This window comes from Isoptericola sediminis (genome assembly GCF_013085345.1).
Taxonomy (GTDB): domain Bacteria; phylum Actinomycetota; class Actinomycetes; order Actinomycetales; family Cellulomonadaceae; genus Isoptericola; species Isoptericola sediminis.
The window spans coordinates 320,221-344,898 of sequence record NZ_JABFAJ010000024.1; the positions used below are offsets into that span (position 1 = coordinate 320,221).

The window sequence follows — 24,678 nt, forward strand, 5'->3', positions numbered from 1 at the left end:
GATGACCACCTGCCTGGCGCCCCTGGACGCCCCCAGCGCGCGCCGGGCAGGTGCCGGCCTGCGCGGGCTGGCGACCACCGACGTCGAGCGGTCCGAGCGCCTGGAGCTCATGCGCTCGGGCGCGCTCGGCTCGGTGCACTCGTGGGAGCTCGTCACCGCGGTCGACGGCCCGGGGACGCGGATGACCGTGTTCCTGTCCGGCTGCCCCCTGCGGTGCCTGTACTGCCACAACCCCGACACCCTCGCCATGAAGGACGGCGGCCCCGTCCTGGCCGAGGACCTGCTGGCCCGCGTCGAGCGGTACCGGGCCGTCTTCGCCGCCACCGGCGGCGGGATCACGCTGTCGGGCGGCGAGGTGCTCATGCAGCCGGCCTTCGCCGCGCGCGTCCTGCGCGGTGCCAAGGAGCGGGGCGTGCACACCTGCCTGGACACCTCGGGGTTCCTCGGGGCGAACGCCACCGACGAGATGCTCGACGACACCGACCTGGTCCTGCTGGACATCAAGTCCGGCGACGAGGAGACCTACCGGCGGGTGACCGGCCGGCCGCTGGCCCCGACGCTGGCCTTCGGCCGGCGGCTCGCCGAGCGCGGCGTCCCGGTGTGGATCCGGTTCGTGCTGGTGCCGGGGCTGACCGACGACCCGCGCAACGTCGAGCTCGTGGCCGAGCACGCCGCCGCGATCGAGGCCGTGCGCCCCGGCACCGTGCAGCGGGTCGAGGTGCTGCCGTTCCACCAGATGGCGCGCGACAAGTGGGCGGACCTCGGACGGACCTACGAGCTGGACGACGTCGAGCCGCCCTCCGCGGAGGCCACCGAGGCCGTGCGCGAGGTGTTCCGCTCGCGCGGGTTGACCACGTACTGACGCCGCGCGCGGCGCTGGGTACCGTCGGGGCATGAGGAGCACCGCACCCGCACCGCCGGCACCGCTGGACGAGGACTGGGACACGGCCCTGGTCGTCGTCGCCCACCCCGACGACATGGAGTTCGGGGGAGCGGCGGCCATCGCGCGCTGGACCGGACAGGGCAAACGGATCGGCTACGTCATGGTGACCAGCGGCGAGGCGGGCATCGACGGCATGGAGCCCACCGAGTCCCGGCGGGTCCGCGAGGCGGAGCAGGTCGAGTCCGCGCGGGTCGTCGGGGTCGAGGACGTCGAGTTCCTCGGCTTCCCCGACGGGGTGGTCGAGTACGGCCTGCCGCTGCGGTCCGCGATCGCCCACGCGATCCGTCGCCACCGCCCCGAGGTCGTCATCACCCTGAACTTCCGGGAGGAGTTCCCCGGCGGCGTCCTCAACCAGGCCGACCACGTCGCCGTCGGCCGCGCCGTCGTCGACGCCGTGCGTGACGCGGGCAACCGGTGGGTGTTCACCGACCAGCTGACCGACGGCCTCGAGCGGTGGGACGGCGTCCGGGAGGTCTGGGTCGCGGCGTCACCGCGCGCCGGCCACGCCGTCGACGTCACCGACACGTTCGACGACGGCGTGGCCTCGCTGCGCGCGCACGCCGCCTACATCGAGGGGCTCGGCTGGCAGGACTTCGACCCGGCGGAGTTCCTCGGGCGCATCACGCGGGGGAACGGCGAGGCGTTCGGCACCGAGCACGCCACCGCGTTCGAGGTGCTGAGCATGTGACCTCAGGAGTGGGTGACCTCCACGGCCCGCTCCGCGACCCGGTGCAGGTCCCCGCCGGACTCGGCGAACCAGGCCCGCTGCTGCGCCGCGCCGCCACCGGTGGACCAGAGCCGGCCCAGCAGCTCGGTCACGGACTCCAGGTCGCCGGCGTCGACGAGCGCGTCGCGCACGTGCGCCACGAGCTGGCCGACGACGTCGTGCGCCGGGGCGGGGCGCCACGTCACCGGGGAGACCAGGTCCCCCTCCAGGCCGGACCGGCCGGCCCGCCAGGCCGCCGTGCGCAGGAGCTCGGGGTAGGTCTCCGTGACCTCGACGTCGTCGAGCGCCTCGCGGGCGGCCGTCTCGACCAGTCCTCGCGTCAGGGCGGCGAGCAGCGTCGCGGTGTCGGGGTGCAGGCAGACGTCGGCCACCCGGATCTCCACCGTCGGGTACTTCGGCGACAGCCGGGCGTCGAAGTGCACCATGCCGTGGTCGAGCACGGTGTCGGTGGCGACGATCGCGTCCACCGCGGCGTGGTAGGCCTCGGGCGTGCCGAACCGGCGCGTCGGGCCCGCCGTGGGCCAGCGGGCCCACACCTGGGAGCGGAAGCTCGCGTAGTCGCTGTCCTCGCCCTGCCAGTACGGGGAGTTGGTGCTCAGGGCGAGCAGCGTCGCCAGCCACGGACCGATCCGGTCCAGCACGGCCACGCCCTCCACCTCGTCGACCACGGAGACGTGGACGTGGCACCCGCTGGTGAGCTGCTCGCGCGCCGTCATGCCGAACGTGTGCCGGGCCTGCAGGTAACGCAGCCGCGACACCGTCGTGCCGGTGAAGGGCACCGGGGAGGTCGCCAGCGCGGCGACCCGCGCGTCCACGCGGTCGGCGGCGTCCTGAGCACGGGCGCGGCCCGCCCGGATCTCCTGCGCGAGCTCCTCGAGCGACGCCCGGGGGAGGGTGGCCGTCTCGAGCTGCTCCTCCATGAACTCCGGCTCCAGGGCGCCGGTGCCGCTCTCCCGGTTGTCGTTGCCCGACGCCGCCAACGCCTCGGCGGCCTTCGCCACCGGTGAGCCGTCCGGCCCGACGAGCAGGAACTCTTCCTCGACACCCATGGTGCGCGGTTCTGTCATGTCGGCATCATGGTGCCCCCGCCGGTCGAGCGCGCGCCGAGACGCCGACCCCGACACGTCAGGGTGGCGTCACCCGGCGTTCAGACGCTTCTGGTTGAACTGCGGTCATGGGTCGCCCACGCACCACGCTCCCCGCACTGACCGTCCCGCTCGCCGCCTCGGTGACGGCGGGAGTCGCCGTCGTGGTGCTGCGCCGCCAGGCCGCGATCGCCCGCCGACGGATCGGGAAGGCCCTCGGCGAGGAGGTGCCGGACGCGGACCGCGTCTGGCGGGCCCGGTACCCGGGCGACCCCCTGGACCTGCTCGTGCTCGGCGACTCCGTCGCGGCAGGGCTCGGTGCCGAGCGACGCAAGGACACCCTGGGAGCCCGGATCGCCCGCGGGGCCGCCCAGCAGCTCCAGCGTCCCGTCCGCCTGCGCTGCGCCGCCGTGGTGGGTGCGGAGTCGTCGGCGCTGCGGACCCAGCTGGACGGGCTCGACGACGACTACCGGCCCGACGTGGCGGTCGTCGTCGTGGGCGGCAACGACGTCACCCACCGCGTACCGGTCGCGACCTCCGTGCGACACCTGGTCGAGACGGTCGAGCGGCTGCAGGAGCGGGGCAGCGCCGTCGTCGTCGGCACCTGCCCCGACCTCGGGGCGCTGCGGCCGGTGCCGCAGCCGCTGCGGGCCCTCGGCTCGCGCGCCTCGCGGCAGCTCGCGGCCGCGCAGTCCGTGGCCGCCCGCCGGGCCGGGGCGCACACCGTGTCCCTGGCGGCGGTCGTCGGGCCCTTCTTCGTGTCCTCCCCGCAGGAGGCTTTCAGCCTCGACCGGTTCCACCCCAGCGCGCTCGGCTACCGGCGCACGGCCGCGGCACTGGTGCCGTCGGTGCTGGTGGCGCTGGGGGAGCGGGCGGAGCTCCCGCCCGGGCACCGGCCGCCCGATCCGCTCGCCGGGACGGCGCGCCGCCGGTGGCGGCGCCCCGCGTAACCTGCCGCCATGATCTGGCTCCTGGACCTGGACAACACGCTCGTCTCCCGGGACGCGGCCTTCGCCGCCTGGGCGGCGCGCGCGGTGGCCGACGACGGCGGGACGGACGACGACCTGGCCGCGATCGTCGCCGCCGACGACGGCGGCTTCGCGCCCAAGGCCGACGTCGCCCGCGAGCTGATCGCGCGGCTCGGGTGGGCCGACGACGTCCCGGCGGCGGTCGACCGCTTCCGGGCCGGCATCCGCGACCACGTCCGCGCCTACGACGGCGTGCTCGACGACCTCGACGCCCTGCGCGCCGGCGGGGACCGGGTGGCCGTGGTGACCAACGGCGTCTCGCACCAGCAGCGCGGCAAGATCGACCGGTGCGGCGTCGAGGCCCGTGTCGACGCGATCGTCGTCTCCGGGGAGGAGGGCGTCGAGAAGCCCGACCCCGCGCTGCTCGAGATCGCGCTGGAGCGGCTCGGTGCGGCCGACGCCGACCGGGACCGGGTGTGGATGGTCGGGGACGCCGGGCACGCCGACGTCGCCGCCGGGCGGGCCGCCGGCACGCGCACGGGCTGGGTGTCGCACGGACGCCGCTGGGACGTCGCCCACGGCGACGCGCCGGACGTGGCCGCGGCGACGACGCGCGAGGTGCTCGCCGCCGCGCGTGCCGCTCAACCGGACAGCCGCTCGGCGCAGGGTCTAGTCTGAGGGTGGGCGGTGCGTCCCGCCCCACCCTCTCCCCGGTGCTCGCGCCACCGGGACCGCCTGGTGCGGTGAGGGCAAAGGGGACCTCGAGTGCTCGACGCGTCGCACAGGACACCCGTGTTCCGGTGCGGCATCGCGGGCGCGAGCCGCTGGTGGCGCACCCGCGAGCACGAGGAGTCCTCATGACCTCCCAGGAATCGTTCAAGCGCCGCGTCCGCGAGCGGATGGCACGCACCGGCGAGCGGTACGCGGCCGCGCGCCGCTCCCTGCTCACGGAACCGCCCGGCACCTCGTCGGGGTGGGTCAGCGAGCCGGAGCTGTCCGACGAACGCGTCCGTGACGCCACCGGGCTCGGCTGGGACGAGTGGGTCGCCCGGATCGACGCCGGCCCCGGCCGCTCCGCCTCCCACCCCGAGATCGCCGCATGGGTGACCGAGCACGCCGCCTTCTCCGGCTGGTGGGTGCAGACGGTGACGGTCGGCTACGAGCGCATCACCGGCATCCGGCTGCCGGGCCAGATGCCGGACGGCACGTTCACGGTGAGCCGGTCCCGGACGCTGGACGTCGACCGCGAGACGGTGCGGGCCCGGCTGCTGGACGACGGCGGACCCGACACCCTGGTGCCCGGCCTGGCGCTCACGGCGCGATCCCGTCCCGGGGTGAAGAGCCCCCGCTTCACGGTGACCGAGTCCGGTCCGGACGGCGAGGCGGACCGGGGGATGCTCATGTTGTCGACGGACGTCGTCGGGCAGCGGTGCCGCGTGACGGTCACGCACGAGCGCATCGGCACGCCGGCCGAGGCCGAGCAGTGGAAGAAGTTCTGGGCCGAGTGGCTCGTCACCGTGGCCGACGAGCTCGGCGCGGACGGCGGCGACCCGGCCCGCTGACGGCCCCGGACGCACCGGAGGCCCGGTCCCGACGTCGGGACCGGGCCTCCGGTGCATCTCACCCGGGAGAGGGCGGTGTCAGGTGACCTCGGCTCAGGCGGAGCCCCCGGGGACGTTGGCGACGCCGTCCGGCAGCAGGCGGCGGCCCAGCACCTTCTCGCTGTAGCCGGTGCGGTCCAGGTACGGCGTGATGCCGCCCGTGTGGAAGCCCCACCCGGCGCCCAGGATCATGCACAGGTCGATCTGCGAGGGGTCGGCGACGACGTTCTCGGACAGCATGTGCCCGATCTCCACGGTCAGGGCCGTGAGCACCGAGTCCAGCACGCCGTCGGCGTCGAGCACCGGCGTGCCCGCCCGACCCTCCGAGCCGGCCGGCAGCGCCTCGCCGAACACCGACTGGATCGCCGGGTCGACGGGCTTGGGCAGCCCGCGGCCGGGGGCGTCCTGCACCACGCGGGTGCCGTCGGCGACGATCTTCTCCAGACCGGGGGACTGGGGGAACCGGTCGCCGAGGTCCTCGCGCAGCGAGGTCAGCACGTGCAGGCCGACGGCGGGGCCGACGAGGTCGAAGAGCTCGAACGTCGGCATCGGGAACCCGAGCGGGGAGAGCGCCGTGTCCGCGACCTCGACCGAGGTGCCGTTCTCGACGGCCTCGACGACCTTGCCCATGACGAGCACGAGCAGGCGGTTCACGACGAAGCCCGGACGGTCCGCGACGAGCACGGCCGTCTTGCGCAGCTTCTTGGTGATGGCGAACGCCGTGGCCAGGGCCTCGTCCGAGGTGTGCTCGGCGTTGACGACCTCGACCAGCGGCATCTGGGCCACCGGGTTGAAGAAGTGGATGCCGACCACGCGCTCCGGGTGGCGCAGGTCGGAGGCCATCTCGGTGATCGACAGCGCCGAGGTGTTCGTGGCCAGGATCGTGTCCTCGCCGACGATCTCCTCGAGCTCCGCGAACACCTTCTTCTTCAGGCCCATGACCTCGGTGACGGCCTCGACGACGACGTCGCAGGAGGCGAACTCGGAGATCTCGGTGGTGCCCGAGATGCTGGCGACGATGCGGTCGCCGACCTCCGGCTTCATCCGGCCGCGGCCGACGAGCTTCTCGACGGTGGACCGGACGTAGCCCAGCCCCTTCTCGACACGCTCGGTGTCCAGGTCGCGCATGACGACCGGGACGCCCAGGCGCTGCGAGACGAGCAGGGCGATCTGGGCGGCCATGAGACCGGCACCGACGATGCCGACCCGCGTCACCGGCTTCGCCAGCGACTTGTCCGGGGCGCCCTTCGGCTTCTTGCCCGCGGACGTGAGCTGGAACGCGTACACGCTGGAGCGCATCTCGTCGCTCATGGCGAGGTCGGCCAGGGCCTCGTCCTCGGCGACGAAAGCCTCCTCGCGCGAGGCGTCGCGGGCACCGGCGAGCAGGTCCAGCGCCCGGTACGGCGCGGGGCGGGACCCGTTGATCACCGCGTCGAGACGCTCGCGCGTGCCCTGCACGACGGCGTCCCACACGGGCTGCGGGTCGAGCTCGCGACGCTCGACGGTGACCTCGCCGGCCACGACGCCCGCGGCCCAGGCCAGAGACCGCTCGAGGAAGTCGGCGGCCTCGAACTGCGCGTCGACGAGGCCCATCTCGAGCGCCTCGGCGGGCTTGAACGGCTTGTTGGCCATCGGCCGCGTGAGGATGACGTCGACGGCCTTCTCGATGCCGATCAGACGCGGCACGAGGTAGGCACCGCCCCAGCCGGGCACGAGGCCGAGCGCGGTCTCGGGCAGGCCGAGCGCGGCGGCGTCGGAGGCCACGGTGCGGTAGTCGCAGTTGAGCGCGATCTCCAGGCCGCCGCCCAGCGCGAGGCCGTTGACGAACGCGAAGGTCGGCACGCCCATCGTGTGCAGCAGCTCGTAGGCGGCGTGACCCGCGCGGCCCAGCTCGAGCGCCTGGTCGTGGGAGGTCACGGCGCTGACGCCGAGCAGGTCGGCGCCGGCGGCCAGGAAGTACGGCTTGCCGGTGATGCCGACGGCGGCGATCTCGCCGGCGGCCGCGCGCTCCTGCTGGGTGCGCAGGGCGGCGGTCAGCTCGGCCAGACCCTCCGGCCCGAGGGTGCTCGGCTTGGTGTGGTCGAGCCCGTTGTCGAGGGTGACCAGCGCCAGGGTGCCCTGGCCGCCGGGCAGCTCCACGTCGCGGACGAGGGAGTGGGTGACGCGCTCGGCCCGGGGTTCGCGGGTCTCGGTCGTGGTGTCGGTCATCGTGCTCAGCCCTCCGTGGTGGTCGGGACGTGGCCGGAGTAGTCGGCGTGGTGGGGGTTCTCCCAGATGACGGTGCCGCCCTGGCCCAGGCCGACGCACATCGTCGTCATGCCGTACCGGACCTCGGGGTGCTGGGCGAACTGGCGCGCGAGCTGGGTCATCAGACGCACGCCGGAGCTGGCCAGCGGGTGGCCGACGGCGATGGCTCCGCCGTAGCTGTTGACGCGCTCGTCGTCGTCGGCGATGCCGTAGTGGTCCAGGAAGCTGAGCACCTGCACGGCGAAGGCCTCGTTGATCTCGAACAGGCCGATGTCGTCGATGGTCAGCCCCGCCTGGGCGAGCGCCTTGTCGGTGGCCGGGACCGGCCCGTAGCCCATGATCTCGGCCGGGACGCCGGCGAAGGCGTAGGACACCATGCGCATCGCGGCGGGCAGGCCGAGCTCCTCGGCGGTGTCGCCGGCGGCGAGCAGCGAGACGGTGGCGCCGTCGGTCAGCGGGGACGCGTTGCCCGCGGTGACCCGACCGCCGGGGCGGAACGGCGTCTTGAGGTCGGCGATGCCCTCCATCGTGGTGCCGGGGCGGGGGAGCTCGTCCTCGGTGGCCAGGCCCCAGCCCTTCTCGGCGGACCGGACGGCGATCGGCACGATCTCCGGGCCGATGTCGCCGTTCGCCACGGCCTTGGCGTACTTGGCCTGCGTGTTGACGGCGTAGGCGTCGGCACGCTCCTTGGTCAGGTGCGGGAACTTGTCGTGCAGGTTCTCCGCGGTGACGCCCATGTTGAGCGCCTCGGGGTCGACCAGCTTCTCCGCGAGGAAGCGGGGGTTGGGGTCGGCGTCGAGGCCCATCGGGTGCCGGCCCATGTGCTCCACACCGCCGGCGACGACGACGTCGGCAGAGCCCATGGCGATGCCCGCCGCGGTGGTCGTCACGGCGGTCATGCCGCCGGCGCACATGCGGTCGATCGCGTAGCCGGGGACCGACGTCGGCAGGCCCGCGAGGAGCGCGACGGTCCGGCCCAGCGTGAGGCCCTGGTCGCCCTGCTGCGTCGTGGCGGCGATGGCGACCTCGTCGATGCGCTCGACGGGCAGCTCGGGGTGACGGCGCAGCAGCTCGCGCAGCGCCTTGACGACGAGGTCGTCGGCGCGCGTCTCGGCCAGCAGGCCGTCGGGCCGGGCCTTGCCGAAGGGGGTGCGCACACCCTCGACGAAGACGACGTCGCGCAGGGCGCGACGGGCCGGGTCTCGGGTGGTGCCGGGGGCCTGGGGGGCCACGGTCATGGCAGCTCCGTCCGTTGCGGGGGATCGGTTCCGACGGTGCCGGGGAGCATCGTCGCTCGGGTGCCGCGGCGGATCACGCCGAGCACAGGTACACGCTACCGCGAGTACTACGAAGAGCATAGACCACCTGAGACCCGGTCTCAGACGGCGGGCGGGCGGGCCGGCCCGTGGGCCGCGCCGGTCAGGCGTCGGCGAAACCGCGCGCGAACCGCTCCGCCACCAGACCGATCTGCCACTCCCGGGCACGCCGTCCGCGCAGGAATTCTGCGATCTCCTCGGCACCCGCGGGCTCCGGCGGCGACCAGCACAGGCGGCGCATCGCGTCGGGCTGCAGCAGGTTCTCGGCCGGGACGTCGTGGGTGTCAGAGAGCTCGGCCACGATCGCCCGCGCCGCGTCCAGGCGCCGGGCTGCGACGGGGTCTCTGTCGGCCCAGGTGCGCGGCTGCGGCGGTCCGTCGGTGCGCGGCCCCCGGATCGCGGGCAGCTCGGCGTCGGGCAGGGCCAGCGCGGTGTCGATCGCGCGCTGCCAGGTCGTGATCCGTCGTCGGGCGCCCTTGGTGGCGAACTCCGGCACCGCCGCCAGCTGCCCGGCCGTGCGCGGCATCGCGCGCGCCGCGGCGACGATCGCGCGGTCCGGCAGCACCCGGCCCGGCGAGACGTCGCGCTCGCGGGCGTTGCGGTCACGGGCCTCCCACAGCGCCCGCACGACCGCCAGGCCGCGGCGGTTCTTCACCGTGTGCGTCCCCGAGGTGCGGCGCCACGGGTCCGGCCGCGGGGCCGGCGGCGGCAGGGTGCGCACGTGCTCGAACTCCTGGGCGGCCCACTCGGCCTTGCCCGCCTCCTCGAGACGCGCGGCGAGCACGTCGCGGACCTCGACCAGCACCTCGACGTCGAGCGCCGCGTACCGGAGCCAGTCCACGGGCAGCGGGCGCGTCGACCAGTCGACCGCGGAGTGCTCCTTGGCGAGGCCGAGGCCGAGGGTGTCGGCGACGACGGCCGCGAGGCCCACGCGCGGCAGGTTCAGCAGCCGGGCGGCCAGCTCGGTGTCGAAGATCCGCGGCGGCCGCAGCCCGTGCTCGGCCAGTCCCGGCAGGTCCTGGGAGGCCGCGTGCAGCACCCACTCGACCGGTCCGACGGCGTCCGCGACCGCCGACAGGTCCGGCAGCGTCACCGGGTCCAGCAGCGCGGTCCCCGCGCCCTCGCGGCGCAGCTGCACGAGGTAGGTGGCCTGGCCGTACCGGTACCCGGAGGCCCGCTCGGCGTCGGCCGCCACCGGGCCCGACCCGGCACCGAACGCGGTGACGACGCGGTCCAGGGACCGCGGGGTGGAGACGACCTCGCCGACCCCGTCGGCCGGTTCGGACAGGGGGACGACGCCGGGGTCGGCCTGGGTCACGCCGGAGCTCATGGCTCCACGGTACGGCGTCGCACGTCCAGGGCCGTCACGCCGTCGGGCAGCGGGGGCAGGCCGCCGGCCGTCGACATCAGATCCGCCCAGACCTCCAGGTGCGCCCCCAGGTCGGTGTCGGTCGGCGTCCAGGAGGCCCGGATCTCCAGGTCCACCGCGTCCGGCGTGCGCGCCAGCGCCCCGTAGCTCTGCGAGAGCACCCGGGTGACCGTCCCGCCGGTCGCGATCGCTCCCACCTGCGCCGACTCGAGGTTCTCGGTCACCCAGGTCCAGGCGACGTCGCCGAGCATCTCGTCCCCGGCCAGCTCCGGCTCGAGCTCGGCGCGCACCAGGGTCACGACCCGGAAGTCGCCGCGCCACTGGTCCTGCCCCGCGGGGTCGTGCAGGACGACGAAACGTCCGGTGGCCAGCTCGACCCCGCCGCTGATGACCTCGCCCTCCAGCGCCAGGCTGTACGGCGCCACACGTCGCGGCCCGGGGATCTCGGACAGCCGGACCTCGGGGCGGGTGCGACGGCCGCGCAGCGACGCCAGCGCGGCGGCGAAGCGCCCCGGGACCTCCGGCGGGGAAGCAGTCACCCTGTCACCGTACGCCGGGCGGGGCGCCGCGCGGGGCCGACGTGCCGGACGGGCCCGTCCCGTCGTCGCCGGCCCGCCGGCGCGTGTCCGGATCGCGGCACGCCGACCTGCCCCGCGTGCCGTCCGACTAGGCTGTTCTCGGCCTGGCGGGTGACCGACGGAGTGTTCGCCCGGGAACGACCTCCACGAGGAAGCAGGAAGCAATGACAGCACGAGCTCAGATCGGCGTCACCGGACTGGCGGTGATGGGCCGGAACCTCGCCCGGAACTTCGCCCGCCACGGGTACACGGTGGCGGTGCACAACCGCAGCTACGGCAAGACGCAGTCCCTCATGGAGGAGGCCGGCGACGAGGGCGACTTCGTCCCCTCGGAGTCGATGGCCGACTTCGTCGCCTCGCTCGAGCGCCCCCGCAAGGTCGTCATCATGGTCAAGGCCGGCGCGGCCACCGACGCCGTGATCGACGAGCTGCTGCCGCTGCTGGAGGACGGCGACATCGTCGTCGACGCCGGCAACGCCCACTTCCCGGACACGATCCGCCGCGAGGAGGCGCTGAGCGCCCGCGGCCTGCACTTCGTCGGCACCGGGGTCTCCGGCGGCGAGGAGGGCGCGCTGCTCGGCCCGTCGATCATGCCCGGCGGCACCCGGGAGTCCTACGAGTCGCTCGGCCCGATCCTCGAGGCCGTCTCGGCCAAGGTCGACGGCACGCCGTGCTGCACGTACGTGGGCCCGAACGGTGCCGGCCACTTCGTGAAGATGGTCCACAACGGCATCGAGTACGCCGACATGCAGCTCATCGCCGAGGCCTACGACCTGCTCCGGGCCGGCCTGGGGGCCTCCGCCGCCGAGATCGGCGAGATCTTCGCGGCCTGGAACGAGGGCGACCTCGAGTCTTTCCTCATCGAGATCACCGCCGACGTGCTCCGGCACGTCGACGCCGAGACCGGCCAGGCCTTCGTCGACATCGTCCTGGACCAGGCCGAGCAGAAGGGCACCGGCCGGTGGACCGTGCAGAACGGTCTCGACCTGGGCGTGCCCATCACCGGGATCGCCGAGGCGACGTTCGCGCGCGCCCTGTCCGGCGGCGTGCCGCAGCGCGAGGCCGGCCGCCGGGCGCTGCCGGCGAACGCCGAGCCGCTGCAGGTCGCCGACCGGGACGCGTTCGTCGAGGACGTCCGCCAGGCGCTGTACGCCTCCAAGGTGGTCGCCTACTCCCAGGGCTTCGACCAGATCGCCGCCGCGTCGGCCGAGCACGGCTGGGACATCGACCGCGGTGCCATGGCGCGCATCTGGCGCGGGGGCTGCATCATCCGGGCCCGGTTCCTCAACCGGATCACCGAGGCCTACGAGCGTGACCCGCAGCTCCCGCTGCTGCTGTCGGACGAGTACTTCACCGACGCCGTCGGCAACGGCCTGTCCGCGTGGCGCCGCGTCGTGGCCCGGGCCGCGTCGGCCGGCATCCCCGCCCCGGCGTTCTCGTCGTCGCTGGCCTACTACGACGGCGTCCGCGCGGAGCGCCTGCCCGCCGCGCTCATCCAGGCGCAGCGTGACTTCTTCGGTGCGCACACCTATCGTCGCACCGACCGCGAGGGGACGTTCCACACCCTCTGGTCCGGTGACCGTTCCGAGCAGGAGGCCTGACACCCCCGTGACCCACCCCCAGTCGGTTCCCGAGGCCGCCACGAGCGACCCCGGGTTCCACCCCGTGATCGTCGGTTCCGACATCGGCGTGTACGCGCTGACGCGGTCCTTCCACGAGGCCTACGGCCTGCGCACCACGGTGGTCGCCTTCGCCGAGCCCGGCCCCATCGCGCACTCGCAGCTCATCGACACCGTGCTGTCCGGCACCGCCGCCGAGGAGATCGTCGCGACCCTCGAGCGGGTGGCGCGCGAGCGTCGGGGGGCCGGGCACCGTGAGCCGCTGCTGCTGCAGTCGAACATGGACTGGGTCGTGCGCATCCTCGCGCACCACCGGTCCGCGCTGCAGGCCGCCGGCTACGTGCTGCCGTACGCCGACATGGGTCTCATCGACCGCATCTGCGACAAGGCCGAGTTCTCCGCCGTGTGCACCGAGCTGGGCATCCCCACGCCGGCCACCGTGATCCAGGACTTCGCCACCGCGGACGAGCCGGGGTGGAAGCCTGCGCCGGTCGGCTTCGACTACCCGGTGATCGCCAAGCCGGCATCCAGCGCCGACTACCACGACGTGCACTTCGCCGGGAAGAAGAAGATCTACGAGATCGCCTCCCGCGCCGAGCTGGACAGCCTGTGGGGCAGCCTGCGGCGCGCGGGGTTCCGGGGGCGGTTCCTCGTCCAGGAGATGATCCCGGGCGACGACACCCAGATGCGCTCGGTCACGACGTACTCCGACACCTCGGGACGGGTGACCCTGCGCTGCTCCGCCCGCGTGCTGCTGGAGGAGCGCACCCCCGCCGCCCGGGGCAACCCGTCGGCGATGATCGTCGAGCCGATCGAGGAGATCCTCGACGCGGCCCAGCGGCTGTGCGAGCACGTCGGCTGGCACGGGTTCGCCAACTTCGACGTCAAGCTCGACCCGCGTGACGGCGTCTACAAGTTCTTCGAGCAGAACCCCCGCATCGGGCGCAACAACTACTACCTGACCGCGGGCGGCCAGAACCCGACCGAGGTGCTCGTCGACGACGTGATCCGCCGCGAGCGTCGCGAGCAGGTCACGGCGCGGCGCGAGGTGCTCTACTGCGTGGTGCCGCACCGGCTGCTGCGCCGCTACGTCCTCGACGAGGGGCTGCGCGCCCGGGTCGTGGGGCTGATGCGCACCGGACGCACCGTGCACCCGCTGCGCTACGCCGCCGACGCCTCGCCGCGCCGCCGGCTGTACGTGCTCACCGCCCTGGTGAACCACGTGCGCAAGTACCGGCGCTACTACCCGGCCAGCGCCCTGCAGGCCAACTATGACGCGGCCCGCCGCGCGACGACGCGGCGCACCGCCGCAGGACAGGAGACCCGATGAGCCGCCGGCTGCAGCCCGTCGTCCTCGGCGGTGACATCGGCGCCTACTCCCTGGCCCGGTCCTTCCACGAGGCCTACGGCGTGCGGCCGGTGGTCGTCTCCGGGATGTCCACGGGGCTCGTACGCCACTCGCGGATCCTGCAGCACGTCGTGGAGCCCGGGATCGACGACCCCGACGTCGTGGTGGCGCGGCTGCGGGCGATCGCCGACGAGCACGCCGACGCCGACCTGATCGCCGTCGGGTCGGCGGACTGGCTGGTCCGGCTCCTCGTCGAGCAGCGGGCCCGGCTCGAGGACCGCTACACGATCCCGTACGTCGACGAGAAGCTGCTGCACCGGCTCACCGACAAGGAAGGGTTCGGCGACCTGTGCGCCGAGCTCGGCATCGCCCACCCGACGACGGTCGTCCACGACGTCGCCGCGGGCGGCGAGCCCGACACCTCCGAGCTGACCTTCCCGGTGATCGCCAAGGCGGCGAGCACGGCCGCGTACCACGACGTGGAGTTCGCCGGGAAGAAGAAGGTCTTCCTCGTCGACACCCGTGAGGAGCTCGTCGACCTGCTCCGGCGGGTCCACGACGCGGGGTACCAGGGGTCGTTCGTCGTCCAGGACTACATCCCCGGGGACGACTCCGGGATGCGGATCCTCACCTGCTACTCCGACGCCACGGGCAAGGTGCGCTTCTCCGCCTACGGTCACGTGCTGCTCGAGGAGCACACGCCCGGCGCCCTGGGGAACCCGGCCGGCATCATCACGCAGGTCAACCACGAGGTCGTCGAGCAGGCCACCCGGATGCTCGAGCACGTGGGCTGGACCGGCTTCGCGAACTTCGACCTCAAGTACGACCCGCGCGACGGCCGGTACGTGTTCTTCGAGCTGAACCCGCGCCTGGGTCGCTCGAACTTCTACATCACCGCCGCCGGGGCGAACGCCGTGAAGTTCTACGTGCACGAGCACGTGCAGGGCCTGGACCCCGACCCGCGGGCGGTGCTCGGGGCGGACGTGCCGCTCACCGCCTCCGGCGAGCTCGAGGCGGAGCACCTGTACACGGTGCTGCCCGGCGCCCTGCTGCGCCGGTACGTACTCGATGACGAGGTGCGCTCGACCGCACGCCGCCTCGCCCGCCGCGGACGGTCCACCAACCCGCTGTGGTACCGCGCGGAGACGGACCCGCGGCGGCTGGCGTACCTGGCGATCGCCCAGCTCAACCAGTGGCGCAAGTACGCGCAGCACTACCCGGTCGCCGAGGCCCGCCGCCTCGCGTGGCGGGGCTCGGCGTGAGCACCACCTCGGACGCCGGGGCCACGGGACCGATGCCGCCGGTCGGGGTGATCGGCGGCGTCGGGCCGCTGGCCACGGCCTACTTCCTGCAGCGGGTCGTGCAGCTCACCGACGCCGAGCGCGACCAGGAGCACGTCGACCTCGTGGTGCTCAACCACGCGACGATCCCGGACCGCACCGACTTCGTGCTCGGTCGGTCGATGGACGACCCCGGCCCGGTGCTGGCCCGCGACGCGGCGCGTCTCGAGGCCTTCGGGGTGCGGTTCCTGGTGATGCCGTGCAACACCGCGCACTACTTCACCCAGCAGGTGCTCGACGCGGTCACCGTGCCGTTCGTGTCCATCGTCGACGTGACCGTCGCCGCCGCGCGGGCCCGCGTGCCGGACCTGACGCGCGTGGGGCTGCTGGCCACGGCCGGCACCGTCGCCTCCCGCGTGTACGACCACGCCTTCGCCGCCCACGGCATCGACGTCGTCGCCCCGGACGAGGCCGACCAGGAGCGCGTCAACGCCGTGATCTACGAGCAGGTCAAGGCCGGTCGCCCGGCCGACCCCGACGCGCTGCGCCAGGTCGCGGCGCGTCTCGTCGACCGCGGCGCCGGGGTCGTCGTGCTCGGCTGCACCGAGCTGTCGGTGGCCGCCGTCGACCACGGGCTGCTGGACGAGCCGCCGTTCCTCGACTCGATGGACGAGCTCGTGCGCGCGACCATCACGCGGGCCGGGCACCGGGTGCGGTAGACCTGGGCCTCAGCCGTGCTGTCGTCGGCTGAGTCTGCGGTTGCGCTGCGGGCGGGTCCCTCGTTCCTCGGGCCCCACCCTGCGCTGCACCTCCGCCTCAGCCGAGCTCGCTGGTGCCGGCGTACAGGTGCAGCACGGGTACCTGCAGCACGTCCCGGGCACGGGAGGCCCAGTCGGTGTGGAAGGTGTCCTCCACGGCGTGCGGATAGGTCACCACGACGACCTCGTCGCCGCCGTCCGCGACGGCGCGCTGCAGCGTCGGCAGCGGGTCGTCCTCGGTGACCTCGCCCGAGGCGGTGGCGCCGCGGTCGCGGAACAGCTCCACGGACTCGGTGACCTGCTCGGCGGCGGTCGCCGTGGCCTGCTGGGGCGTCGGCTCCTTGCCGATCAGGTCGTCCCACGCCTCACGCAGCTCGAGCATCCCGAGGTGGTCCAGCACGGAGGACACGACCCGGTGCTCCGTGTCGGCGGGCACCAGCACGCGATAGGCGATCTCGGCGTCCATCTCGGTGTGCAGCCCGGTGATGTGGTCGACGTCGGCGGAGGTCAGCGCGTCCTCGCTGAGGACGACGACGGTCCATGCTTCTGCAGACATGGCAGCAACCTACGGCACCGCCGCCCGCGGTGCCCAGGGGGCCGCCGGCACGGGTCACCCGACCTCCCAGCGCGCGAGCAGCGTGCCGGAGGGACCGGACAGGAGGTGGCCGAGACGCAGCTCCCGCCCGGCGCCCGGCTCCCGGTCCCGGGGGGCGGCGACGATCCGGCCGGGTCCCGGCCCGGCCAGCATCGGTGACGTCGTCACGCACAGCTCGTCGACGAGGTCCGCGGCCAGCATGTCGGCGAGCAGGCCGGGACCGCCCTCGCACAGCACCCGCGCCAGGCCGCGCGCGGTGAGCGCCTCGCGGGCCGCGCGCAGGTCCACGCCGTCCTCGGTGCCGTCCGGGCACTCCAGCACCCGGTCCTCGCCGACGGCGGCCCCGGCCTCCTGCGCCCCTGCGCGCCCGGTGACCACCAGCGGGGGACGGGGGCCGTCGAGCGTCGCCCAGGGCACCTGGCCGCTGCGGGTGACGATCGCGAGCTCGAGCGGCGCGGTGGCGAGACGTTCCAGGCCGCGGGGTCGGGACAGGCCCGTGTACCCCTCCTGCCGGGCGGTCCCGGCGCCGACGAGGACGACGTCGGCCAGCGCGCGCAGGACGCGGAAGACCCGCCAGTCCGCGGGGTCGTTGATCGAGGCGGACCGGCCGTCAGGACCCCAGGCGGCCCCGTCGACGGTGGCGATCATGTTCGCCCGCACGAACGGCCCGTCCGGCACCCTGTACAGGTCCGCGAGGACGTGCTCGTCGGCGTCGGGCGGGATCTCGCCGACGGTGGGGAGATGACGGACCAGCGGGGGCGTGTCGGAACTCACAGCGGCCAGACTACGACGCCCGCATAGGGTGGATCGTCGTGACAGCAGTGCAGTCCAGCGACACGACCGCCATCGGCTCCCTGGTGGCGGTCCGTCCCGCCTTCTCCGCCGACCGCCTCCTGGCGGACCTCGTCCCGCCGCGGCACTTCGCCGACGCGCGGTTCGCTACCTACCGCGCGAACCCGGACCACCCCAGCCAGGCCGCCGCGGTCGCCCGGCTGCAGGAGGTGGCCGCCGAGATCGCGCGCCCGGCGCCGAGCGGGCTGCGTTCGCTGCTCGGCCGTCGTCGTCCGGCGCCCGCCGTCTACATGGACGGCGGGTTCGGCGTGGGCAAGACCCACCTGCTGACCTCGCTCGCGCACGCCGTGCGGGAGGAGCTCGGGGCCGACGCGGCCGCCTACGGGACCTTCGTGGAGTACACGAACCTCGTCGGCGCCCTCGGGTTCCTGCCGACGGTCGACGCCCTCTCCACCAAGAAGCTCGTCTGCATCGACGAGTTCGAGCTGGACGACCCGGGTGACACCGTGCTGATGTCCCGCCTGCTGCGCGAGCTCGCCGACCGCGGCGTCGCCCTCGCGGCCACGTCGAACACCCTGCCGGACGCCCTCGGCGAGGGACGGTTCGCGGCGGAGGACTTCCTGCGTGAGATCCAGGCGCTCGCGGACCGTTTCGAGGTGCTCCGTGTCGACGGCGAGGACTACCGGCACCGGTCGGTGGTCACGGACGCCGCGCCGCTCGCCACCGAGGTCGTGCGCATCGCCGCGGCCGCGCGTCCCCGCGCGGTGGTCGACGACTTCTCCGACATCCTCGCGCACCTGGCGACCGTGCACCCGAGCCGTTACGGGGCGCTGCTCGACGGCGTCGAGGTGGTCGGGCTGACCGGGGTGCGACCGGTGACCCGCCAGGAGGTCGCCCTGCGACTGGTCGTGCTCGTGGACCGCTTGTACGACCGCGACGTGCCGGTGCTGCTGGCCGGGGCGGACCCGCGCGCGCTGTTCAGCGAGGAGATGCTGCGCGGCGGCTACCGCAAGAAGTACTACCGGGCGCTGTCGCGTCTGGGTGCGCTGGCCGAGGACGGCCGGGCGCTCCTCGACGAGGCCTGAGCCGTCACCCGCCGGTGAGCAGCCGGCGCTGACGCTCCACGTCGAAGTCCGCCGCCGGCCACCGGAGGTCGAGGCCCCGCAGCGTGTGGCGCAGCAGCTCGCTCACGGCCAGCCGGGCGAACCACTTGCGGTCCGCGGGCACGACGTACCACGGCGCGACGTCGGTGCTGGTGCGGTCCAGCATCTCCTGGTAGGCGGCCTGGTACTCGCCCCACCGCTCCCGGGCGCGCAGGTCGGCCGGGTCGTACCTCCAGTGCTTCTCCGGCCGGTCCAGGCGGGAGACCAGCCGCTCGAGCTGCTCCTCGGGCGAGATGGCCAGCATCACCTTGACGATCTCGGTGCCGGCCGCGGCGATCTCGGCCTCGAAGGCGTTGATCTCGTCGTAGTGCGCCCGCCAGCTCGCCTCGGGCTGGAGCTCCTCGACCCGCACGACGAGCACGTCCTCGTAGTGCGACCGGTCGAAGACGCCCAGCAGCCCGGGCGACGGCAGGGCGCGCCGGATCCGCCACAGGAAGTCGTGGGCCTGCTCCTCGGGGGTGGGTCGCCCGAAGCCTCGGCACCGGACGCCCTGCGGGTCGACCATGCCCACGACGTGCCGCACGATCCCGCCCTTGCCGGAGGTGTCCATCCCCTGCAGGATCAGCAGGACGCTGCGCACGCCGCCCGTGCGGCCGTGGGCGAAGAGTCGTTCCTGCAGGTCCGACAGATCGTCCGCGTGGCCGGCGCGCAGCACCTTGGCGGCGCGCTTGCGGCCGGTGTAGCCCGGGGTGGAGCGGGTGTCGAGGGCGTCGAGGCGATCACCTGGCCGCCAGCGCAGGGAGGTCGCCGGGTGCTCGGTCCAGGCTGCGGTCATCAGGGTTCCGTCCTCGGGTCGGCGCCGGCGGGGCGGGCGTCGGGGTCGTCCCGGAGGATGACGACGCAGCGCCCCGGGGCCCGCAGCCTCCCGTCCTCCAGGTGTGTGCGCTCCTCGTCCCAGGCCGCCGCCACCCGCCAGGCGCCGGACGGCGTGCCGAGGCGAGGCACGAGGTCCAGCGCGGGCACCGCGGGGTCGAGGACCAGGACGAGCGCGGTGCCGCCACGACGCGCGACGAGGGCACCGTCGTCGGTCGTGACCTCCAGGCGGTGGGCGAGGTCCGTCAGGGCGGCGGGCCGCAGGGTGAGCAGCCGGCGCGTCCAGGCCGCGAGTCGGCGGGCGTCCGCGGAGCCCGGCCGGACGGGGACGTGCTCGGTGTCGAGGACCACGACGCTGCCGGCGAGCACGGCGAATGCCAGCAGCGTGGCGTCGTCGTCCGCGGACGTCGTGGCGGCGGACCCGGCGACGTCCTCGAGGCGTGACCAGGGGACCGCCCGGGTGGCGGCCGGCAGGCGGGTGACGGGTCCGACGAACGAGCCGCTGCGCTGGGCGGCTCGCAGCGCGCGCCGCCGACCGGCCGGGATCCGGGCCGGGGCGGTGATCTCGGTCGACAACCGGCGCAGGTCGCCGGCCGGACTGTCGAGCCGCCCCGTCAGCAGCCGCTCCACGGTCGTGGTGAGGCGGTCGCTGAGACCGGGTCCGTCGGCGAGCAGGGCACGGGGGCGCCCGGTCCGCGCCGAGACGTCCTGGGCGACCGCCGCCAGCTCGGTCAGGAACGGCGCCGAGGACCGGTCGGCGAGGGCCTCGACGTCCAGCAGCAGGCCGTCGACGTGGAAGTCGTGCAGCCAGCGCCGGGCGTCCGCGACGAAGAAGTCCCGCGGGCCGCGGCTGCCGGAGCCGTCGAGGTTGATCCGGGGGGCGTCGTGTCCGTGGTCCTTCCGCGGCCGCGGCGCGATCCGCGACCCCTGCGCGTACGGTCCGAACCGGTCCAGCCGCAGCGGGTCGGCGACCGCCCACCGGTGGGGCAGGTCGAGCACGACGGCGAGGCCGTGGCGGTGCGCCGTGTCCACGAACCGCTGCAGGGCGTGCGGGCCCCCGAAGGGCTCGTGAACCGCGAAGAGCCGGACGCCGGCGCGAGGACCGGCCTCGGGGTCGAAGGCCGCCACGGGGGAGAGCTCGACGCCGTCGACCCCGAGCGCGGCGACGTCGGGCAGCAGCCCCGTGGCGGCGTCGAGGGTCCCCTCAGGCGTCACCGTGGGCACGTCGAGGTGCAGCAGCGACCCCCGGGTGAGGTCGGCCCCGGGCCACGCGTGGTCCCGCCACACGAACCGCTCGTCCAGGATCCTGCTCGGGCCCTGGATCCCTGAGGGGACGTGGGCCGCGGCCGGGTCGGAGAGCGGCGGCCCGCCGTCGATCGAGAACGAGTAGTCCGTCCCCGGGGAGATCTGCTCGTCGGCACGCCAGTAGCCGGGTTCGTGGGCGCCGACGAGTCGCATCGGTCGGCGCGAGGTGGATCCGTCGGGGAGCGGGAGCACGAGCTCGACGGTGTGTGCGCGAGGTGCCCAGAGCAGCGGTCGGGGACCGGGCCAGGGTTCGCGGCGGCGTTCGCTCGGCGCAGGAGTGGCCCGGGAGCGCGCCTCGTCGAGTGGATCGCCTGTGGTCACGGCCCCACCATACGGCGCGCGCACGGGCAGGGGAGGGTCGTGTCGCGCAGAGGGCGTCGCGTCGCCGCACGGTGTGACGTCCCGGTGCCGACGGGGTGGCAGGAGTGCACCCGTGTGCAGAATAGTGTGCCAAGCACGGGCGAACAGGCCGCCCCGCTGATACACCTGGGACATGATCAAGGACACACAGGAGGCCGACTCCGACCGAGCTCGGGCCCTCCTCGACGAGTCGATCGCTTCCCAGGCGCGGATCGCGCCGCGGCAGCGCTCGGCCACGGAAGAGCACGGTGACCCCCGACCCGGCGGCGACGCGACGAAGGCGCCGCTGTCGCTGTCGCAGACCGTCCTGCGCCCGATGGAGGGTGCCTCGAGCGGACACTCCTGGGACGACCCGGACGAGCTCTGAGACCGCCGACCGGCCAGGAGCCGGTCAGCGCGGAAGCCGGTCGGGGCCCACGGGGATGAGCCGGGGCATGCCGGCCGGAGCGACCTCGCTGAGCGCGAGGTAACGCGCCTCCGCCCGGTGCAGGCGGATGTGCTCGTCGAGCGACCACTGCGGCCCGTTGGTGAGCACCATGCCGCAGGAGCAGTCGATCTCGACGGTGCCCTCGTCCGTCATGCGCGTCCGGCCCACGGTGACGTGGGACGCCCGCGCGCGGGTCTTGGCCCGGTGCATCGTCGCGGAGACGGCGGGTGGGCTGTCGGCGGAGTCGTCGGCGTTCACGCCCGCGAGCGTACCCGGGCGCGGTTCCTCGGACCGAGGAGGGTCCGTCGACAGTCTGCTCGTTCCCCCGGACCGACACGGTTCCCGAGCGTGGACCTCCGAGACGGCGACGCGGAAATCACCCTGGCCCCGCATGGCCTGACCACGCGTGTGGATGGCGTGCGCCCTACCGTCGAAGCGTCATGGCATGACCCGGACGGGCGTGTCGACCGGCGAAGGACGTGCGAGGTGGGCCATGAGCGGTGGACGTGTCGTCACCAACGAGGACCTGAGGGCTGCGATCTCGGCATTGCTCGCCGTTCCCGAGATGTCGGCGTTGCGAGGGGACCTGGAGGAGGCGGCGGCCGAGGTCGAGGCCCGGGAGGAGGAGACGCCGCAGGCGATCGCCGGCCACCTGCCACCACGAGCCGAGCACGCGATCCGCGTCCACCTGGCCGGCTACCTCGATGCTCCGCAACCGCCCGAGGAGGCGGAGGCCGTCCCGGAGGACCGCCCGGACGACACCAGCGGTCTGGCGGCCGTGTCCGGACCGACCGCGATGCCGAGCCGTGAGGAGGTCCGCGCGGTGCTGGCCGCCCTGACGGAGCCGGCTCCCCGGGCGGACGTGGGGGCGGCCGAGGGCGGCGAGCCTGAGCTCCCGGACACCACGACCTTCCTGTTCCTCGCGGACCCGCAGGTCTCGCGCGCGGAGAAGCCGAAGGACAACGACAACCCGCGCGTCAAGACCATGGACCAGATGAACCGGATCCTCAACGACATCGGATGGGAACCGTGGCCGTCTGGCTACGGCCTGGACCCGGCGATCGAGGGCACGCTCATCGGCAAGCCGAAGGCGACCTTCTTCGGCGGCGATCTGTGCCAGACGGGCGGCGACTACAACTTCGCCGACCAGGCCGGCAGTATCCCGGCTCACTACAACGGCGGGTTCGAGCTGGAGATGGTCCGCCGTCTGTTCGACGCCGACTACAAGTCGGACGGACTCACCAAGCTGGACGCCGGGCCGGTGTACTTCGGGCTCGGCAACCACGACCTGCAGTCGCAGTACCACCCGGCCGTCGGCTGGTTCAAGGACTGCTTCCGGTGGTCGACGCCGACCGACTACTGGCGTTGGCAGATGTGGAACTTCATCTGCCAGAAGCACCGCGGCGTCTTCACCAACTGCATCTTCAAGTGGTCGACTTCCCCCACCTCGAAGCCCACCGCGATCGACGCGAAGGAGGCCACGAGCAACGAGGTCTTCTACTGGCAGGACCGCAGCCTCAACTACGTGGTCGACCTGGGGCCGGTCGACGTCTACCAGCTGCACCGCTTCGGCGGCGACGCGGAGTACGGGCACGCGCCGGGCACGACGTGGCTCACCGACCAGCTCAAGAAGCGGGGCGCGACCCGGCCCGTCATCGTCGTGCAGCACTACGACTTCTCCACGTTCTCGATCCCGGCGTGGTGGACCGACAAGCAGTGCGACGACCTGCTCGAGCTCCTTGAGCCGTACAACGTGGTCGCCTTCCTCATGGGGCACCACCACAGCGCGCTGAGCACGATCCCGTTGCAGCGCGCCTACCCGAGCTCGACCAAGGTCGCCGACGAGTTCCGGCCGGGCTCGGCCGGCGTCCACGGGAACTTCGCCCTGGTGCGGGTCAGCCCGAGCTCCCTCGACGTGCTGCAGGGCTCGGGAGCAGGCAAGACTGTCCAGTGGATCAACGGTTACCACAAGACGTGGTGAGGGCCGCCCCGGCCGACGAGAAGGGCCCCTGTATCGCGTCTCCGCGATACAGGGGCCCTTGTGCGCTGGTGGGCGATACTGGGATCGAACCAGTGACCTCTTCCGTGTCAGGGAAGCGCGCTCCCGCTGCGCCAATCGCCCGTGGAGCGAACGACGAGACTCGAACTCGCGACATCCACCTTGGCAAGGTGGTGCTCTACCAACTGAGCTACGTTCGCACGGCCGGACAGTTCCGAGGACGTGATCCCCGCGTGCCGGTGCCTGAGGAACATTACTGGACGGCGGGTCCCAGGTCCAATTCCACCGGTGTGACCTGGGCCTCCGGCGGACGACGGGACGAGAGGCCGGGTGCCGTCAGCGGAACTCGGGGTTCGGGTGGTCGAACCGGGTGCCGGCGTCCCAGGCGCTGCGCTGGTTGCCGTACGCGGGGAACCCGCCGGCGTCCCGGAGCATCGCGGCCAGGTGCATGAGGTTCCAGGTCATGAACGTGGTGTTGCGCTGGGTGAACTCGTTCTGGGGGCCGCCGGAGCCCTCGTCCAGGTAGGACGGGCCCGGCCCTGCCTCGCCGACCCACCCGGCGTCGGCCTGCGGCGGGATGGTGTAGCCGAGATGTTGCAGGGAGTACAGGACGTTCATCGCCACGTGCTTGGCGCCGTCCTCGTTGCCGGTGATCACGACGCCCGCGGCGCGGCCGTAGTAGAGGTACTGCCCGGCGTCGTTCAGCCGGCCCGACAGCGAGTACAGCCGCTCGACGACGCGGGTGCAGACGCTGGACTTGTCGCCCAGCCAGATCGGCGTGCCGAGGACGAGGATGTCCGCGGCGAGGATCCGTTCGGCCAGCGCCGGCCAGTCGTCGCGGCTCCACCCGTGCTCGGTCATGTCCGGCTGGACCCCGGGGGCGAGGTCGTGGTCGACGGCGCGGATCTCGTCCACCCTCACGCCGTGCCTGCGCATGATCGCGGCGCTGACGTCCATGAGTCCCTGGGTGTTCGACACCTCCGGGGACGGCTTGAGGGTGCAGTTGACGAAGACGGCGCGCAACGCGGAGAAGTCGAGCTCGGGCTGGTCCATGGTCGCTCCTGGGTCTCGACGTCCCGCGGGGACGCCGGGTCACGTCATGCGGTCGCGCTGCTGCTGCGGGCGGCGATCCGCGCCTGCACCTCGGGTCGGCGCAGGGGCGGGACCGTGGCCGGCGGTTGTCGGCGGGCGGGCAGGTCGTCCAGCAGCCGGGTGACGATCACGGCGATCTCGGCGGCGGCCGCCTCGCAGGGCTCGCGGGAGGCCGGTGCGGCGGTGGACGCCACGCCGGTCACCTTCCGCACGAACTGGGCGGCGGCCGCCTCGATCTCCTCCGCGGTCGCGGGCGGCTCGAGGCCGCGCAGGGTGGTGATGTTGCGGCACAT

Annotated in this window: 24 protein-coding genes and 2 tRNA genes; 12 read left to right on the forward strand and 14 right to left on the reverse strand. The window is 73.7% G+C overall.

What is annotated here, in order from left to right; all coding sequences use genetic code 11:
• Position 1 precedes the first annotated feature (1 nt).
• Positions 2-862 (forward strand): pyruvate formate-lyase-activating protein, encoded by an 861-nt coding sequence (pflA, locus tag HLI28_RS13920; RefSeq protein WP_171248153.1) that lies wholly within the window; start codon positions 2-4, stop codon positions 860-862.
• Between the two features lie 31 nt (positions 863-893).
• Positions 894-1,631 carry a PIG-L deacetylase family protein gene (locus HLI28_RS13925; RefSeq protein WP_171248154.1) on the forward strand — a complete coding sequence of 246 codons (738 nt, stop codon included), beginning with the start codon at positions 894-896 and terminating at the stop codon, positions 1,629-1,631.
• Positions 1,632-1,633: 2 nt separating this feature from the next.
• Here HLI28_RS13925 and HLI28_RS13930 read toward each other — a convergent pair whose 3' ends face one another.
• Complete coding sequence (locus HLI28_RS13930; protein WP_246246740.1) at positions 1,634-2,737, reverse strand: carboxylate-amine ligase; 1,104 nt, start codon at positions 2,735-2,737, stop codon at positions 1,634-1,636.
• Between the two features lie 107 nt (positions 2,738-2,844).
• On the opposite strand from HLI28_RS13930, the gene HLI28_RS13935 reads away from it, so the two are divergent.
• The 3 genes from HLI28_RS13935 (at position 2,845) to HLI28_RS13945 (ending at position 5,285) form a co-directional block, all read left to right on the forward strand.
• Entirely contained in the window at positions 2,845-3,705 is an 861-nt protein-coding gene (locus HLI28_RS13935; RefSeq protein ID WP_171248155.1) for an SGNH/GDSL hydrolase family protein, read from the forward strand.
• Positions 3,706-3,714: 9 nt separating this feature from the next.
• Positions 3,715-4,401: an HAD family hydrolase gene (locus tag HLI28_RS13940; RefSeq protein WP_171248156.1), complete on the forward strand. Its 687-nt coding sequence runs from the start codon at positions 3,715-3,717 to the stop codon at positions 4,399-4,401.
• Positions 4,402-4,580: 179 nt separating this feature from the next.
• Positions 4,581-5,285 carry a hypothetical protein gene (locus tag HLI28_RS13945; protein ID WP_171248157.1) on the forward strand — a complete coding sequence of 235 codons (705 nt, stop codon included), beginning with the start codon at positions 4,581-4,583 and terminating at the stop codon, positions 5,283-5,285.
• A 93-nt stretch (positions 5,286-5,378) separates the two neighbouring features.
• Here HLI28_RS13945 and HLI28_RS13950 read toward each other — a convergent pair whose 3' ends face one another.
• The 4 genes from HLI28_RS13950 to HLI28_RS13965 all read right to left on the reverse strand — a co-directional run bounded on the left by HLI28_RS13950 (position 5,379) and on the right by HLI28_RS13965 (position 10,795).
• Positions 5,379-7,532, reverse strand: coding sequence for a 3-hydroxyacyl-CoA dehydrogenase NAD-binding domain-containing protein (locus tag HLI28_RS13950; protein ID WP_171248158.1), 2,154 nt, complete (start codon positions 7,530-7,532; stop codon positions 5,379-5,381).
• A gap of 5 nt (positions 7,533-7,537) precedes the next feature.
• Positions 7,538-8,809, reverse strand: a complete 1,272-nt coding sequence (locus HLI28_RS13955; RefSeq protein WP_171248159.1) for a thiolase family protein — start codon at positions 8,807-8,809, stop codon at positions 7,538-7,540.
• A 181-nt stretch (positions 8,810-8,990) separates the two neighbouring features.
• On the reverse strand, positions 8,991-10,217 hold the full coding sequence (locus tag HLI28_RS13960; RefSeq protein ID WP_171248160.1) for an HRDC domain-containing protein: 1,227 nt from the start codon (positions 10,215-10,217) through the stop codon (positions 8,991-8,993).
• Positions 10,214-10,795 (reverse strand): DUF3000 domain-containing protein, encoded by a 582-nt coding sequence (locus tag HLI28_RS13965; RefSeq protein ID WP_171248161.1) that lies wholly within the window; start codon positions 10,793-10,795, stop codon positions 10,214-10,216. The genes HLI28_RS13960 and HLI28_RS13965 overlap by 4 nt, the downstream gene beginning before the upstream one ends.
• Before the next feature lie 203 nt (positions 10,796-10,998).
• On the opposite strand from HLI28_RS13965, the gene gndA reads away from it, so the two are divergent.
• From gndA to cuyB, 4 genes are read left to right on the forward strand one after another with little or no spacing between them, the layout of a single operon-like run.
• Positions 10,999-12,435 (forward strand): NADP-dependent phosphogluconate dehydrogenase, encoded by a 1,437-nt coding sequence (gene gndA, locus HLI28_RS13970; RefSeq protein WP_171248162.1) that lies wholly within the window; start codon positions 10,999-11,001, stop codon positions 12,433-12,435.
• A gap of 7 nt (positions 12,436-12,442) precedes the next feature.
• On the forward strand, positions 12,443-13,783 hold the full coding sequence (locus HLI28_RS13975) for a carboxylate--amine ligase (protein ID WP_171248163.1): 1,341 nt from the start codon (positions 12,443-12,445) through the stop codon (positions 13,781-13,783).
• A complete protein-coding gene (locus HLI28_RS13980; protein ID WP_171248164.1) occupies positions 13,780-15,063 on the forward strand; it encodes a carboxylate--amine ligase in 1,284 nt (427 codons plus the stop codon). Before HLI28_RS13975 ends, HLI28_RS13980 begins: the two co-directional genes overlap by 4 nt.
• Positions 15,060-15,800 carry a cysteate racemase gene (gene cuyB, locus HLI28_RS13985; RefSeq protein WP_343035847.1) on the forward strand — a complete coding sequence of 247 codons (741 nt, stop codon included), beginning with the start codon at positions 15,060-15,062 and terminating at the stop codon, positions 15,798-15,800. The genes HLI28_RS13980 and cuyB overlap by 4 nt, the downstream gene beginning before the upstream one ends.
• 97 nt (positions 15,801-15,897) lie before the next feature.
• On the opposite strand, the gene HLI28_RS13990 is transcribed toward cuyB, so the two are convergent.
• Together HLI28_RS13990 and HLI28_RS13995 are read right to left on the reverse strand one after the other, a co-directional pair.
• Complete coding sequence (locus HLI28_RS13990; protein WP_171248165.1) at positions 15,898-16,395, reverse strand: hypothetical protein; 498 nt, start codon at positions 16,393-16,395, stop codon at positions 15,898-15,900.
• A 54-nt stretch (positions 16,396-16,449) separates the two neighbouring features.
• Complete coding sequence (locus HLI28_RS13995; RefSeq protein WP_343035848.1) at positions 16,450-17,208, reverse strand: dihydrofolate reductase family protein; 759 nt, start codon at positions 17,206-17,208, stop codon at positions 16,450-16,452.
• Positions 17,209-17,240: 32 nt separating this feature from the next.
• On the opposite strand from HLI28_RS13995, the gene zapE reads away from it, so the two are divergent.
• Positions 17,241-18,311 carry a cell division protein ZapE gene (gene zapE / locus HLI28_RS14000; RefSeq protein WP_171248332.1) on the forward strand — a complete coding sequence of 357 codons (1,071 nt, stop codon included), beginning with the start codon at positions 17,241-17,243 and terminating at the stop codon, positions 18,309-18,311.
• Positions 18,312-18,315: 4 nt separating this feature from the next.
• Here zapE and HLI28_RS14005 read toward each other — a convergent pair whose 3' ends face one another.
• Both HLI28_RS14005 and HLI28_RS14010 read right to left on the reverse strand, forming a co-directional pair.
• Entirely contained in the window at positions 18,316-19,164 is an 849-nt protein-coding gene (locus HLI28_RS14005; protein ID WP_171248166.1) for a PPK2 family polyphosphate kinase, read from the reverse strand.
• The gene (locus tag HLI28_RS14010; RefSeq protein ID WP_171248167.1) at positions 19,164-20,699 is read right to left on the reverse strand and encodes an alpha-amylase family protein; all 1,536 of its coding nucleotides are present in this window, start codon (positions 20,697-20,699) and stop codon (positions 19,164-19,166) included. The genes HLI28_RS14005 and HLI28_RS14010 overlap by 1 nt, the downstream gene beginning before the upstream one ends.
• A 301-nt stretch (positions 20,700-21,000) precedes the next feature.
• Between HLI28_RS14010 and HLI28_RS14015 the strand changes: the two genes are divergently transcribed.
• Positions 21,001-21,234 (forward strand): hypothetical protein, encoded by a 234-nt coding sequence (locus HLI28_RS14015; protein ID WP_171248168.1) that lies wholly within the window; start codon positions 21,001-21,003, stop codon positions 21,232-21,234.
• 24 nt (positions 21,235-21,258) lie between these two features.
• On the opposite strand, the gene HLI28_RS14020 is transcribed toward HLI28_RS14015, so the two are convergent.
• Positions 21,259-21,552 carry a hypothetical protein gene (locus HLI28_RS14020; protein ID WP_304604122.1) on the reverse strand — a complete coding sequence of 98 codons (294 nt, stop codon included), beginning with the start codon at positions 21,550-21,552 and terminating at the stop codon, positions 21,259-21,261.
• A gap of 235 nt (positions 21,553-21,787) precedes the next feature.
• Between HLI28_RS14020 and HLI28_RS14025 the strand changes: the two genes are divergently transcribed.
• Complete coding sequence (locus HLI28_RS14025) at positions 21,788-23,275, forward strand: metallophosphoesterase (protein WP_171248169.1); 1,488 nt, start codon at positions 21,788-21,790, stop codon at positions 23,273-23,275.
• 66 nt (positions 23,276-23,341) lie between these two features.
• On the opposite strand, the gene HLI28_RS14030 is transcribed toward HLI28_RS14025, so the two are convergent.
• The 4 genes from HLI28_RS14030 to HLI28_RS14045 all read right to left on the reverse strand — a co-directional run bounded on the left by HLI28_RS14030 (position 23,342) and on the right by HLI28_RS14045 (position 24,678).
• A tRNA-Val gene (locus HLI28_RS14030) sits at positions 23,342-23,416 on the reverse strand.
• 1 nt (position 23,417) lies between these two features.
• Positions 23,418-23,493 (reverse strand) — tRNA-Gly (locus HLI28_RS14035).
• A 136-nt stretch (positions 23,494-23,629) separates the two neighbouring features.
• Entirely contained in the window at positions 23,630-24,346 is a 717-nt protein-coding gene (locus tag HLI28_RS14040) for a flavodoxin family protein (protein WP_171248170.1), read from the reverse strand.
• Between the two features lie 44 nt (positions 24,347-24,390).
• Positions 24,391-24,678 carry a DUF2277 family protein gene (locus HLI28_RS14045; RefSeq protein WP_171248171.1) on the reverse strand — a complete coding sequence of 96 codons (288 nt, stop codon included), beginning with the start codon at positions 24,676-24,678 and terminating at the stop codon, positions 24,391-24,393.

Bases quoted from the DNA above. Each gene is read 5' to 3' on its own strand.
- pflA (WP_171248153.1), top strand. From the start codon at position 2: ATGACCACCTGCCTGGCGCCCCTGGACGCCCCCAGCGCGCGCCGGGCA.
- HLI28_RS13925 (WP_171248154.1), top strand. From the start codon at position 894: ATGAGGAGCACCGCACCCGCACCGCCGGCACCGCTGGACGAGGACTGG.
- HLI28_RS13930 (WP_246246740.1), bottom strand. From the start codon at position 2,737: ATGACAGAACCGCGCACCATGGGTGTCGAGGAAGAGTTCCTGCTCGTC.
- HLI28_RS13935 (WP_171248155.1), top strand. From the start codon at position 2,845: ATGGGTCGCCCACGCACCACGCTCCCCGCACTGACCGTCCCGCTCGCC.
- HLI28_RS13940 (WP_171248156.1), top strand. From the start codon at position 3,715: ATGATCTGGCTCCTGGACCTGGACAACACGCTCGTCTCCCGGGACGCG.
- HLI28_RS13945 (WP_171248157.1), top strand. From the start codon at position 4,581: ATGACCTCCCAGGAATCGTTCAAGCGCCGCGTCCGCGAGCGGATGGCA.
- HLI28_RS13950 (WP_171248158.1), bottom strand. From the start codon at position 7,532: ATGACCGACACCACGACCGAGACCCGCGAACCCCGGGCCGAGCGCGTC.
- HLI28_RS13955 (WP_171248159.1), bottom strand. From the start codon at position 8,809: ATGACCGTGGCCCCCCAGGCCCCCGGCACCACCCGAGACCCGGCCCGT.
- HLI28_RS13960 (WP_171248160.1), bottom strand. From the start codon at position 10,217: ATGAGCTCCGGCGTGACCCAGGCCGACCCCGGCGTCGTCCCCCTGTCC.
- gndA (WP_171248162.1), top strand. From the start codon at position 10,999: ATGACAGCACGAGCTCAGATCGGCGTCACCGGACTGGCGGTGATGGGC.
- HLI28_RS13980 (WP_171248164.1), top strand. From the start codon at position 13,780: ATGAGCCGCCGGCTGCAGCCCGTCGTCCTCGGCGGTGACATCGGCGCC.
- HLI28_RS13990 (WP_171248165.1), bottom strand. From the start codon at position 16,395: ATGTCTGCAGAAGCATGGACCGTCGTCGTCCTCAGCGAGGACGCGCTG.
- HLI28_RS14005 (WP_171248166.1), bottom strand. From the start codon at position 19,164: ATGACCGCAGCCTGGACCGAGCACCCGGCGACCTCCCTGCGCTGGCGG.
- HLI28_RS14015 (WP_171248168.1), top strand. From the start codon at position 21,001: ATGATCAAGGACACACAGGAGGCCGACTCCGACCGAGCTCGGGCCCTC.
- HLI28_RS14025 (WP_171248169.1), top strand. From the start codon at position 21,788: ATGAGCGGTGGACGTGTCGTCACCAACGAGGACCTGAGGGCTGCGATC.
- HLI28_RS14040 (WP_171248170.1), bottom strand. From the start codon at position 24,346: ATGGACCAGCCCGAGCTCGACTTCTCCGCGTTGCGCGCCGTCTTCGTC.
- HLI28_RS14045 (WP_171248171.1), bottom strand. From the start codon at position 24,678: ATGTGCCGCAACATCACCACCCTGCGCGGCCTCGAGCCGCCCGCGACC.